The sequence below is a fragment of the Nostoc spongiaeforme FACHB-130 genome, assembly GCF_014698475.1.
Classification (GTDB): domain Bacteria; phylum Cyanobacteriota; class Cyanobacteriia; order Cyanobacteriales; family Nostocaceae; genus Nostoc_B; species Nostoc_B spongiaeforme.
In genome coordinates this window covers 1-12060 of the sequence record NZ_JACJTB010000029.1, presented here as the reverse complement: position 1 = coordinate 12060, position 12060 = coordinate 1, and the positions used below count along the sequence as shown (strand labels likewise).

Here is a 12060-nt window from a genome sequence, read left to right as displayed (position 1 = left end):
TAGAATATTTTTGTCAGCAATTACCAATTAAAAATTATTAGCTATTCGCCACACGGTCAACAGTTTCACGCTAAAGTTTCTGGACAGTAGCCTAATCCACGAACAAACTGTTGGCGGAATGCTTCAATTTCTTCTCTCTCTGAGCTACCATGAGAGACGATCGCTACTTGATAGCGGCGCATTACGTCTACTGGAGACTGACCAGCTTCCAAACTCCAAAGTGCCATTTGTACACGCATAGGTGGCTCGTAGCAAATTCCTAATTCATTTAGAAAAGCTCGAAAGTCTCCATCCTGTTGCGCGGAGATTTGACATTTAAGTTTGATCCTAACCACCCAGCCATCTATTTGATGAATAACTGTAACGAAAGAGACAGGCAACTGGGGCGTGGCGTGCAGATGTTGAACGACCCTCAGTGTTAGACTGGCATTTGCCAGATAATACAAATATTCCATGTTGGTGCTTGGGATCAAAGCCAATCCTACACTTCTATCATCCTCAATAGAACACTTTCCCGGTAGGGTAGAAGCCCCCGTCTTTGAATGGGGAGTTTTACCCAATTTACAATCCATCATTAGGTATTACCTAATGATGTCCGTTGGAAAACTCTATGAATGAAATGGTGTTTTCCTTAGAAAATATCAAATAAACCCGTAAAAATTAGCATAACCTTCAATGGAGCCAGCAATAACAAAAGAAAATTTTAATAAAGTTACAGATACAGGAGTAGAAAACAGACAGTTAGATTGTTCCTTAACTGGCTATGACTACATACTACCGCCAGAACTAATTGCTCAAAATCCGGTAGTTCCTAGAGATAGTTCTCGCTTATTAGTAGTCAACTCTAACGCCACAGGTAAAAATTTAGCCCCCCTACACCACATCTTCCGCGATTTACCAGAACTCCTGCGCCCTGGGGATTTGTTAGTGATGAATAATACAAAAGTTATCCCCGCCAGACTGTACGGGAATAAATCTACAGGGGCAGAAATTGAAGTATTGCTGTTAGAAGAGAGGCAAAATAATTGTTGGTTAGCTTTAGTCAAACCAGGAAAGCGGTTTAAATTAGGCTCACAGATTATTTTTTCTGGTAAAAATTCCTCGACTCCCCAGCTAACCGCTACAGTTTTAGAAAATGATGCGGCGACTGGCGGGCGGTTGTTGCAATTTGATGTACCGCCAGGAAAATCTTTGGTAGAACTGTTAGATAACTTTGGTGAAATTCCTTTACCGCCTTATATCACCACTACAGCCGCAGCTGATGAACAATATCAAACAGTCTACGCCGAACAACCAGGTGCGATCGCTGCACCCACGGCTGGGTTACACTTTACTCCAGAATTACTCGAAAAATTGCGCGATCGCAATATCCATCAAGCATTTGTGACACTGCATGTTGGTGTCGGGACATTTCGCCCTGTGGAAGTAGAAGATGTCACCACCCATGAAATGCACGAAGAATGGATTGAAGTCCCTGCGGCTACAGTCGAACAAATCCGCGCCACAAAAGCTGCTGGGGGCAGAATTATTGCAGTTGGTACAACAGTAGTACGCTCTTTAGAAGGTGCGGCGCAGTCTGGCGAGTTACAACCATTTTGTGGCAAAACCAACTTATTTATTTACCCTGGCTATCAATGGCGGGTAGTAGATGGGTTAATTACTAATTTTCACCTACCGCGTTCGAGTTTGTTGATGCTGGTGAGTGCTTTAATTGGCAGACCAAGATTATTGCAAATATACCAAGAAGCGATCGCCTCTCGATATCGTTTCTATTCCTTTGGTGATGCGATGCTAATTTTGCCAGCCAGCATCTAGCCCCGACGAATGAAATTCGCGGCTATAAAAACAAAGTCCGCCTACACAGACTAACATTAAATTAAGGGTTTTTCCCTGTAGCCGCGACTTCAGTCACTAGGTGCAAAATGTGAATAAATAAACCCTGAATTATTACATCAAAATTAAAAAGAAGCCCTAGTGATAACATAGGGCTTCTTTTTAATCTATTCAATTGACTAACAAAAACCAACTGCTTAACCTACATTACTGAAAAATGTTTCCCAGAGGCTGCCTACAGTGACCATAGCAATTATCAGGTTAGTGAAAAACCTACCTAATTCAACGTTTTGACCTAATGTTTTGTCATCTTGACCTTTACTAAAAAATAGTGACCAAGCTTGGTTAACATTGATTGTTTCAAAGTTGTTGAAATCAGGGCGAAAAACCACAGATCCAATCATATCTTTTTTAGGAAAATCAAAATCAGTTCTCATAAATTGTCTCATTAAATTTCTATTTGTTGATTGAGTCAAATTCTAAAATAGTCAAACTTATCTACAGGTTTGTTAGCCAACCGATTAAGCTATGTCCGGTGATGATTTCTACAGCGATGATTGAGACAAAACCAATCATTGCCAAACGCCCATTGAGTTTCTCTGCATACTCGGTAAAACCAACTCGTGGGGTTTCTTCTACATAAACTTTTGGTTCAATTGCATAGTTGTTGAGTTGACCGAGTTCATTCATGGTGAAGCTTTTGCTGATCATCTCTTTTTTCCTTAGCTGGTTTATGTAACTAAATATAACAGAATGTAAATAATATTTGCAATGTATTGACAAAAAGTATTTGTGGTGTAAGCCATACTAAACGAGGTTGTAAATACCGTACTCAGACAAAAATCAAGATTTTGCGGAGGTGAAGGGGTATAGGGGCAAAATCAAGTCAAAAGTTAAAAGTCAAAAATTCTCTGACTTTTGAATTTCGACTTCCCTGTAGGAGTGCATGTATCCAAAACCCTTTCACCTTTACACCCAGTCTCCATAGACACATATCTTGCAACGCCCCGACGAATGGAATTCGCGGCTATAAGAACAAAGTCCGCCTAGCCTGCGGCAACAGCAAAGCTGAACGCGGACTAACCTAAAATCAAGTGGTTTTGTCGGTGTAGCCGTGACTTCAGTCGCTTGGTACAAGATGTGAATAGAAAAACTTTGTGCGTCAGTCCTGTTTTATTCATCTGGCATTTTTAATTTTTCCGGCTGTAGTGGGTACTCTGACATATAGAACTCACTACAATACAGGCTGCTAATTATGTATAAACACCATCAAATTCGTCAGTGGTATTGCGGCTTTCCTCAGATGGCGTTTCACCAAGTGATTAATTGGCGGAAGTCGCATTTAACCATCATCTCAGCGGCCTCGGCGTTTTTGGTGTTGGCTGCACCATCAGTAATGAATTTACCAGGAAGTCGGTTACTAGCAGAGAATGTGATCTCCCAAGATTTGGATGCAGCTATTTTTTACCAAAAAGGAGTGACGCTATATAACCGCAAAGATTTAGACGGTGCGGAATCTGCCTTTCGTCAAGCCTTGGAACGTGACCCAAATATTGGGATGGCGCGGAATTATTTAGGGAATATTCTGTTAAGACAAAATCGCCTGGATGCAGCAGTGCAAGAATATGGCGAGGCGATTAGAATGAACCCCAATCAAAGTGAGGTTTATTACAACTTGGGGTTAGTGTTACAACGACAAGGACAGAAAGAAGCTGCTGTCACCGCTTACCGCCAAGCTATAGTTATAGATCCCAAAATAGCAACAGCCCAGTATAACTTGGGTGTATTACTACAGGAACTAGGACAACCGCAAGAAGCGATCGCAGCTTACCAACAAGCGGCTAATCTTGATAGTGGTAATGAGAATACCTTTTTTAACTTAGCGATCGCGCTGCAAGAACAAGGCAAATTAGAAGATGCGATCGCAGCTTATCGTCAAGTTATCCAACTCAACCCCAAAAATACAGTCGCCTACAATAATATGGCTGGTTTGCTGGTAGTCCAAGGGCAGACGGCGGAGGCAATTAATGTTTATAAACAAGCCATTCGCCAAAACTCCAAAGATGCTGTCGCCTACCATAACTTAGGCATCACTTTATATAATCAGGGCGAACTCAAAAAAGCAAATGCAGCCTTGAAAAATGCTCTGAATAACTACCGCACACAAGGTAATACCGAACAAACTGCCAAAGTTGAACAACTAATGCAGCAAATTACCCAGCAAATCGCCCAACAGAAGTTACAAGAACAACAACAGCGTCAAGCAGGTAAAAAACCCGCACCAACTGAAAATGTAGCGACACCAGAACAACCCACCCCCACAACACCTGAAGGAACACCAGCTAACCCTGGAGATGTGCCAGTTTCTTTTGGACAAGAGAGTAAATAAAAGTATGAAGTGTGAAGTTTGAAGTATGAAATTTATACTTCAGACTTCATACTTTATACTTGTTTCTGACTAAATGGCATTTCCTCATTAATGGCGGTAATTTCCTGCTGTTCTAGTTGATTTACTTCTTTAATATATGGAAGTAGAATTTGCGCCAGACGCTGATTATAAAAGCGATGTAGGCTGTAATTGGGTGTAGCCGGAAATCCACGGCGTTTTTTGTGTCTACCACCTGCACCGGGATCGAATAATTGGATATTATTAGCGATCGCCCACTCAATTGGTGTGTAATAGCAAGCATCAAAATGCAGGCAATCGATTTCTTGAAAACTCCCCCAATAACGCCCATACAATCTATCACCTTTATAAAGGCAAAAAGACATTCCCACTGGGTGACGATTGTCATGTTCGCTATAGGCGGCAAAAAACACCACCCGATGGCGATAATCGGCGTGTAGCTGTTCAAAAAATTGCTTTGTTAAATACTTACTGCCCCACCAGCCAAACTTATCACAAGTATCGGCGTAAAACTGGTACATCAAGGGAAACAAAGATTTAGGGATGTCATCACCAGTGATAGGTTTTAGTCGTAAACCCGCCTTTTCCACGGCTTTCCGTTCCCGCTTGATATTCCGGCGCTGATTGGCGTTAAAAACTCCTAAGTAATCATCAAAATTATTAAATCCGGTATTTTCCCAAATATAGCTGTGGTGCAACCAAGAACTAAACCCGTTGCGTTCCAAAACTGGTCGCCATTCAGGATCAACATAGAGAAAGTGACACCCAGAAATGCGGTATTTATTGCAGAAACTGTCAATTTCATGCACCATCATGGCGGTGATTTCGTCTTCATCTTCTCCTAGCGCGATTAAGAAGCGATAACCTTCAGCCGGTGTAAAGGGAGCCATACCCAAGAGTTTAGGATAATACTGCACACCGATGCGATCGCTTAATTCTGCCCATTGATGATCAAAAACAAATTCACCATAACTATGCCCTTTTAAATATAAAGGCGCAGCTGCAATCAAGGTTTTGTCTCGCCACAAAGTTAAGTGATTTGGCAACCAACCAGTTTTATCTGTAGCACTATGGGAAGTTTCCAAATTTTTTAACCATTGCCACTCCAAAAACGGAGTTTTCAATGACAGTGCTAAAGCATCCCAGGCATTTTGCGGGACTTCGGCAATTTTATTAATCCAGGCAACAGAATAGCGCGGCTTAAGTTGTTCCACCATCTTTTTCAAGGATGAAGTATGAAGTGTGAAGTGTGAAATGGATTTGCCAGACTTCACACTTTTCTTAGTCTAATGTTCGTTGCACTTGATAGTGTAGAAAGACCTCTTGCTCAACTTGCTTAACTTCCAAAAGTTTGAGCCGAGGAGCTAGATTCGCTAGAAATCCCTGTCCTTCTACTGACGTGGGTGCTGTCGTCCCACCTAAAATCAACGGGCAGACAGTCAGCCAAAATTCGTCTATTAAATCTAAGTGAACCATAGAAGCTACTAATTGTCCGCCACCTAAGACCGCTAGGCGTGTTATATCTATAGATGCCAAATGCTGCAAAAAAGCAGCAGTGTCAATTTTTCCAGTTGAGGTTTCAAAAACAAAAATCTGTTCAAAAAATTCTGGGCGTTTTTGCCAAATCGTTGCTCCCACTGTTGTTGTCAATAACCAACGTGGGATAGGCTGGTTAAAAAACTTGATTTCCGGATTAAAATCCGCAGACTGTGTAATCACTATATGAACCGGCTGGGGAGTCTTCCCCGCTTTGATTCGATGTTGCAGCAGTGTTGGATGTGATACGGTAATTGTCGTACCGTAAGCACGCAGTGTACCAGCACCAAAAAGAACGGCATCAGAGGCAGCGATTTGTGCTTCTAGGTGTGCTTTATCTGCCCCAGAGCCAAATCGAGCAGGCAATCGCCTAAAATCTGCTATTTTGCCATCTGCACTCATTGCCAAAACTACTGCGGTATGAGGACGATGTTGCGTCATTGGGTTGGTTTGATAGTCTGAGGATTTTCTTGCTATTGTGTCGATTGTAAAAAATCTTTGCACAGCAAGCTACTGTTTACCAATTTCATTACTGTACTGTTATGCAACATAAGCCGCGATTACATCTAGCACATAAGAGTTTTGGTATACGATATTTCTTTTTGTACATTCAATGTTTGATACTGTTAGGGATCGTCAATAAACCCCTCCCAACGTAACAAAATGTCTCATTTAGCTAATCTAATTGCATATTGTTTGCTGTTGTGGTTTGCAGATGTGAAGTGAGACAGTGAGACACCCGATGGCTAAGTCCCGTCAATCGTCGTTTAGACGTATTTTAGTAACAAGAATTTTGCTGCTGTTTGTCCCAGTGTTATTACTGGGAGAACTTGTGGCTTTAAATAAAGCGCGTTCTAGCTTGCTAAAAACTGCACGCCAAAATCTGACAGAAAGTGCGGTTTTCAAAGGAAAGAAAATAGCTGATGAGATTGCTAGTCTCAAAACCAGTTTATTAATGGCTAGTGAAACATCGGTATTACGAACAGGTTCAGAGGCTGAAGTCAAAGACTTTATCAGTCAGATAATTCAAGAATTACCAACCTACGTTGAATGTTTACAATTAGCTGATTTAGAAAACGGCAATATCATTGCTAGTAGTTGTGGTGACAAACCCATCAGAGAACCGAAACTACCCTTTGTAACTGACAGTCGATTTGAAATCAATCCAGTACTACCCCCCAAAGCAGGTAAAACTGGTCAAAGAGACACAGAAAATCAGCTGCAAATGGTTCTCTCTGCCCCAGTTTACAATCCAACTAAGCAGCTAAAGTATGTCTTGAGTGTCCAGTCATCGCTATACAAGCACACCAAAAATCTCCCAGGCTCACTCACAGGTTCTACATTAGTAATTGCTGACGATGGCACAATCTTGGCACATCCAATACCAGAGAGAATTAACAGCAATATTCAAGAATACCCTGATGCCGATAGGTTGCAAAGTATTATTCAAAATGCAATGACAGGTCAAAGCAACTCTGTCAACTTATCGTTTCAAGAAGGCAAAGAATTAGTTGCTGGCTATAGTGTAATTAGCAATCCGATCGCCAAACAACCGCCACAATGGATTATTTTAGCTGTTACCAGTGTAGATAATGCCCTGTTTGGTTTAGAAGAAATTAAACTGATTTTGATTGTGCTAACAGTGGGTTTGATTGGTGCAACTTTGTTAGCATCTTTATACTTGGCTCCTTATTTAGCCGGGCCTGTAGAAGAATTGCGGGATTATGTGCTGAACATTCACAGTCATCATGTAGCCCAAACAGTACCACAGACTTTTAAAATTCGGGAGTTTAATCAACTAGCACAAGCAATTGACCAAATGTTTGACAGGCTGAAAGCTTGGGCGGAAGAATTAGAAAGTGCTTGGAAAGAAGCTAAAACAGCCAACCAAATTAAAAGTCAGTTTTTGGCGACAACTTCTCATGAGTTGCGTAACCCCCTGAACATTATTATTAATTGTGTGCGCCTCGTACGAGAAGATATGTGCGATAGCCGCGATGAGGAAATGGAATTTCTCAAACGCGCTGACGAAACCGCCATTCACTTGCTAGGGATTATTAACGACTTACTGGATATTTCTAAAATTGAAGCCGGGAAACTTTCTGTGGTTTCCGTCCCAATGGATTTGCGACAAACACTGTTGGAGGTGATTAATATCCAATCAGTGAATGTGCAGCAAAAAGGCTTACAGTTAAAAACAACTTTGGGTGATGAGCCAATTCCAGTCAAGGCAGATGCAGCCAAACTGCGACAAGTATTAATTAATATTATTGGTAATGCTACTAAGTTTACTGATGAAGGCAGTATTGCGATCGCTGCCATGATTGAACATAGTAATAGCCATTCGCAAGTGATTGTTTCTGTCACCGATACAGGTTTAGGAATTGAACCATCTCAACAACACAAATTATTTCGTCCCTTTGTACGGATAGATGGTGGCTCAACACGTAAGTTTGATGGTACAGGATTAGGACTGGCAATTTCTCGCAACTTAATTGAACTCATGGGTGGTAGCATTTCCCTAGAAAGTCCGGGGCTAAATCAGGGAACCACGGTTAAGATTACCTTGCCAATTATAGATAGTGAGAACGGGGAAAATTTTAAACCTACCTCTGAAGAAGCGGAAATTCCAGAGGTAGATTCTTTTGACGAAACTCAAGCCGCACAATCTCAGTTAGATAACTATCAACTACCATTAGTAGAAAATCTCTTCAAAAGTTGAGCATCTGCAACAGATAAAAAATTCTAGAACCATAGTGATAAACTCTATATCCTTGGCGCTCTTGGCGGTTCATTTCTTAAGATTCTGTGAATCTTCATACAGAATTGGTATTAGGCAAAAACGGCTTAACCTTTTATTCTATTTTTCTTAACCTCTAAAGATAACTTCAAAGTTTATTTAAGTGATATTGCCACAATATTTACTTTTGAGCTTTGGAGCTTAGTCTGATGAAATCAACTCAATACTTAGGCGTTGCTAGTTTAGCGATCGCCTTATCTTTAGCAACTGTTGAAGTTAAGCCAACACAGGCAGCAGTATTTAATTATAATTTCACTGCTGATGTGACTTCTGGTGCTAACCCTGGTCAATATAGCGGTTCATTCAGATATGATGACACCAACTTAACTGGTGTGGGCGCAGAAAATCTCGATGTCAGCAATGGATTGCTATCTGTTGTGTTTGATTATCTTGGTACTCGCTATACAGAAGCTGATGACTTTGATTTTCCCGCCGGAATTGCACCCATCGTTAGCTTTAATAATGGCAATTTTGTTGGACTCAGCTACCTAGTAGAAGATCAATTTTTCATTGGCGATGCTAATAGTCCCTCAACTGGTGGCAATCGATTTTATAGTATTGTCAGTGCTGACTTGACATCCACTATAGAAACAGGCACAGTGACTTACACTAAAGTTCCCGAACCCTTGGCGCTTGTGGGAACAGCGATCGCTACAGCGACAGGATTATGGGCAAATCGTAAGAAAAAAGCATCAGTAACACAATAAAAAAGTAGGGTGGCTATGATTCTAGCCACCCTAATCAATAAAACTCCTGCTACTGAACCTTATCTAGACAAATCTGCCATTAATGGGGTTGCGGCGTTGAATCCCAATGACCGATGGACGAGGAACGCCTTGGGGTTGACCTTGAATATTGCTAGGCCAGCTACTACCACGGGGAACAGTACGAGTCTGATTGAACAGTGTGCCATCCAAAGCCAGCATTTCTATTGAGCGGCTAAGAACTGTACCATCATTAATTGGACAATCTTCACCAGGATGCTGGACGGAAATGATCAGGGTATCACCCACAAAGGTCGGCCCTGTCATCTCACAGCGCACAGGCCCATAAGCAAAAGGCATAACTTTTCCAGCATTGCTGCCGCTGGTAGGGATAAAGAACAACCAGTTGTTACCAAAAACACCTGTAAAATTGGAAATATTACCAGTACTTGTGTGATTGATAGTTGTTGGATTACCAGCCGCACCCACGTTGAAACCATTGTGAGTGCTGGTGGACATATCCGTTACACCCCAAACATTGGCTTGATTGTCAAATACCAAGTTATCGACATTGGCAAAACCAGCACCATCATCTGCTCCAGCTTCACCACCTTGAGCAAATCTTTGCCATCTAAAGGTTAGTCCTGTACCATCGGCACTGTCTTCAATAATTTTGTACAGTCCACCTGATTGTTGAGTAGCATCAACAGCAGCACTTAACTTAGCCACTTGGAAAATCCGAGAATCAGGATAACCATCACTACCAGGCGCACCATCGGTATAAGCAATGAACACTTCTCTAGTGACGGGATGCACTTCTAAATCTTCGGGACGAGCTGTAGGAGTTCCCCCAATCAAGTTGGCAGCGAGGAACGCATCGCAGAGAACTGCACCTTGGCTAGTGTAGAAATTTCTGAGTGTTCTATTTTGATAATCGGGTAACGCTGTGGCTTCGTTAGTGCGATCGCAATTAAATGCTCCACCATCAACAGTCTGTCCAGCCACACCATTACGTCTAGGTAGTGGTAAACGACCATTAGTTTGCGCTGTACCCAAAGCCGCAAATTCTACAGAAGAAAGTACTGAAGGAGAAATTGGATTGGTGCGAGTATCTAATAATAAAGGTATCCATTCACCTGTACCATCTGGATTGTAACGAGCTACATATAAAGTCCCTCGTTCCCACAAATCGCTATTGGCTTTACTAGTTGGTGAAGTGACAACATTTGTACTCACAAATTTCCATGTATGTCCACCACGTCTATCATCACCCATATAGGCGACTAATCTCTTACGAGCTTCCGCACGTATAGCAATATTTTCATGGCGGAAACGACCCAACCATGAGTGTTTGCGGGGACGAAAATTCGGGTTAGCTGGGTCAATTTCTACCATCCAGCCATATTTTTCACCAACTAAACCAAAAGTCTGTCCAGTTGTACCATTGGAGTAAGCTGTTTGAGTACCATTGGGTTGAACTGCTTCTGTGACACCCACAAAAAAGGCTGAACTACCTTGGAAGTTTTCTTCTGCTGTTAAAATGGTTCCCCAAGGTGTTGTTCCGCCAGAACAGTTGTAAGCAGTACCGATAATTCTGTTACCTAAGCCATCAGCACTTAGGGGGAAAACTTGGGTTGCAGCCGGGCCAGTACCAATTAAATAATTTTGGTCGCCTTGCTGGTGGCTGAGACTGCCCCAACTTGTGACAGTGTTGTAGCTATCCGTTCTTTCGCGGTTAATTCCCAAACCAGATAAACCATGAATTCGGCGATTTCGGCTATCTCCGCGAACTACGGTATAACGTCTAGCACTATTGCGGCGAGAAACACGAATAATCGAACCACCCAAGTTATATAAAAATTCTCCCTCTACTTCGATGTTTCTGGTTGTCGGTAAAGAGCGACCGATGACTGTAGGAAAGCTTGTGGTGAGTGCTTGGACATCAGCCGGAGCTTCGGGTGCAAAACCAGAAAAGGGAAAACTCACATACTCATGGTTAATCCATAAATAGCCTTCATCTAAGGTTCTGCCCAGAGGAATGAAACCAGTGTAATCGCAGTTGTAACCGACATAATCATCAGAGTTAGGAAATACGCGATCGCCCCAACTGACGATGATATAACGCTCATATTCTGGGGGTACAATCACATCATCGATAACGTTGTAGCTAGGCAAATTGGGACTGCTAGAAGCTGCAACTACTTGTCCTTGTCCAATTCCTGTTGGTAAAAAACTAGGCTGATTTTGGTAAATCGGTAAAGGATGCGGTAATCGGACTGGTGTAAAGCTTAGTGGAGTTGTTGTTGCCTCGGCGACACTGGACAAACCTGTTAAAAGTTTGTCTCCCAATACAGCAGCCGCAGTACTGCCACCAAAAAATATAAGAAGTTGTCTTCGACTTAATGTAGACATCAAATTTTCCTCTGTTGTATCAGGAGAAATTTACTAGTAACCAACTCTTTTCCAAGCTGAAAAAATAACTCAATTTATGTGAGTTTTTCCAGTTTCAAACTTTAGTAACCCTGCTTGAAAGCACAGGTTAACACTGAGATTTTCATTAAAGTTTCACACTATATCCCAGCTTTCACTTAAGCTAATTACCAATAATTATTAGTAGGTTATATAATGGTTAACTAAAAATTATGAATATGTTTATAATCATAATTTACGCCTTATGTGAGATGGGGTAGCAAAAAAGAAGGGGAAACCACAAGATAAAGGTAACGACACCAAAGCTTGAGGTCTCCCAATGAATATGGTAGACGGTTCGACCCTGTTGA

10 protein-coding genes are annotated in these 12060 nt (G+C 41.7%); 4 read left to right on the top strand and 6 right to left on the bottom strand.

Annotated features, from left to right (window positions below):
• Window positions 1-65 precede the first annotated feature (65 nt).
• The gene (locus tag H6G74_RS19665; RefSeq protein WP_190969335.1) at window positions 66-455 is read right to left on the bottom strand and encodes a hypothetical protein; all 390 of its coding nucleotides are present in this window, start codon (window positions 453-455) and stop codon (window positions 66-68) included.
• 220 nt (window positions 456-675) lie between these two features.
• Here H6G74_RS19665 and queA point away from each other — a divergent pair, with 220 nt between their 5' ends.
• Window positions 676-1815, top strand: a complete 1140-nt coding sequence (gene queA, locus H6G74_RS19660) for a tRNA preQ1(34) S-adenosylmethionine ribosyltransferase-isomerase QueA (RefSeq protein ID WP_190969277.1) — start codon at window positions 676-678, stop codon at window positions 1813-1815.
• 215 nt (window positions 1816-2030) lie between these two features.
• Here queA and H6G74_RS19655 read toward each other — a convergent pair whose 3' ends face one another.
• Together H6G74_RS19655 and H6G74_RS19650 are read right to left on the bottom strand one after the other, a co-directional pair.
• Entirely contained in the window at window positions 2031-2270 is a 240-nt protein-coding gene (locus tag H6G74_RS19655; RefSeq protein WP_190669703.1) for a hypothetical protein, read from the bottom strand.
• A 61-nt stretch (window positions 2271-2331) separates the two neighbouring features.
• Window positions 2332-2544: a chlorophyll a/b-binding protein gene (locus H6G74_RS19650; protein ID WP_190969276.1), complete on the bottom strand. Its 213-nt coding sequence runs from the start codon at window positions 2542-2544 to the stop codon at window positions 2332-2334.
• A gap of 544 nt (window positions 2545-3088) precedes the next feature.
• Here H6G74_RS19650 and H6G74_RS19645 point away from each other — a divergent pair.
• Window positions 3089-4222 carry a tetratricopeptide repeat protein gene (locus H6G74_RS19645; RefSeq protein ID WP_190969275.1) on the top strand — a complete coding sequence of 378 codons (1134 nt, stop codon included), beginning with the start codon at window positions 3089-3091 and terminating at the stop codon, window positions 4220-4222.
• A gap of 53 nt (window positions 4223-4275) precedes the next feature.
• Here the strand turns inward: H6G74_RS19645 and H6G74_RS19640 are convergent, their stop codons facing one another.
• A complete protein-coding gene (locus H6G74_RS19640) occupies window positions 4276-5457 on the bottom strand; it encodes a GNAT family N-acetyltransferase (protein WP_190969274.1) in 1182 nt (393 codons plus the stop codon).
• Between the two features lie 64 nt (window positions 5458-5521).
• A complete protein-coding gene (locus H6G74_RS19635; protein WP_190969273.1) occupies window positions 5522-6217 on the bottom strand; it encodes a RibD family protein in 696 nt (231 codons plus the stop codon).
• 301 nt (window positions 6218-6518) lie between these two features.
• Here H6G74_RS19635 and H6G74_RS19630 point away from each other — a divergent pair, with 301 nt between their 5' ends.
• Together H6G74_RS19630 and H6G74_RS19625 are read left to right on the top strand one after the other, a co-directional pair.
• Window positions 6519-8498 carry a sensor histidine kinase gene (locus H6G74_RS19630; protein ID WP_190969272.1) on the top strand — a complete coding sequence of 660 codons (1980 nt, stop codon included), beginning with the start codon at window positions 6519-6521 and terminating at the stop codon, window positions 8496-8498.
• A 227-nt stretch (window positions 8499-8725) separates the two neighbouring features.
• Window positions 8726-9283, top strand: a complete 558-nt coding sequence (locus tag H6G74_RS19625) for a PEP-CTERM sorting domain-containing protein (protein ID WP_190969271.1) — start codon at window positions 8726-8728, stop codon at window positions 9281-9283.
• Window positions 9284-9346: 63 nt separating this feature from the next.
• Here H6G74_RS19625 and H6G74_RS19620 read toward each other — a convergent pair whose 3' ends face one another.
• Complete coding sequence (locus H6G74_RS19620; protein ID WP_190969270.1) at window positions 9347-11692, bottom strand: PhoX family protein; 2346 nt, start codon at window positions 11690-11692, stop codon at window positions 9347-9349.
• Window positions 11693-12060: the final 368 nt, after the last annotated feature.

Excerpts from the sequence above, each read along its gene's own strand:
- H6G74_RS19620 (WP_190969270.1), bottom strand. The coding sequence starts at position 11,692 with ATGTCTACATTAAGTCGAAGACAACTTCTTATATTTTTTGGTGGCAGT.
- H6G74_RS19645 (WP_190969275.1), top strand. The coding sequence starts at position 3,089 with ATGTATAAACACCATCAAATTCGTCAGTGGTATTGCGGCTTTCCTCAG.
- H6G74_RS19640 (WP_190969274.1), bottom strand. The coding sequence starts at position 5,457 with ATGGTGGAACAACTTAAGCCGCGCTATTCTGTTGCCTGGATTAATAAA.
- H6G74_RS19625 (WP_190969271.1), top strand. The coding sequence starts at position 8,726 with ATGAAATCAACTCAATACTTAGGCGTTGCTAGTTTAGCGATCGCCTTA.
- queA (WP_190969277.1), top strand. The coding sequence starts at position 676 with ATGGAGCCAGCAATAACAAAAGAAAATTTTAATAAAGTTACAGATACA.
- H6G74_RS19655 (WP_190669703.1), bottom strand. The coding sequence starts at position 2,270 with ATGAGAACTGATTTTGATTTTCCTAAAAAAGATATGATTGGATCTGTG.
- H6G74_RS19635 (WP_190969273.1), bottom strand. The coding sequence starts at position 6,217 with ATGACGCAACATCGTCCTCATACCGCAGTAGTTTTGGCAATGAGTGCA.
- H6G74_RS19650 (WP_190969276.1), bottom strand. The coding sequence starts at position 2,544 with ATGATCAGCAAAAGCTTCACCATGAATGAACTCGGTCAACTCAACAAC.
- H6G74_RS19630 (WP_190969272.1), top strand. The coding sequence starts at position 6,519 with ATGGCTAAGTCCCGTCAATCGTCGTTTAGACGTATTTTAGTAACAAGA.
- H6G74_RS19665 (WP_190969335.1), bottom strand. The coding sequence starts at position 455 with ATGGAATATTTGTATTATCTGGCAAATGCCAGTCTAACACTGAGGGTC.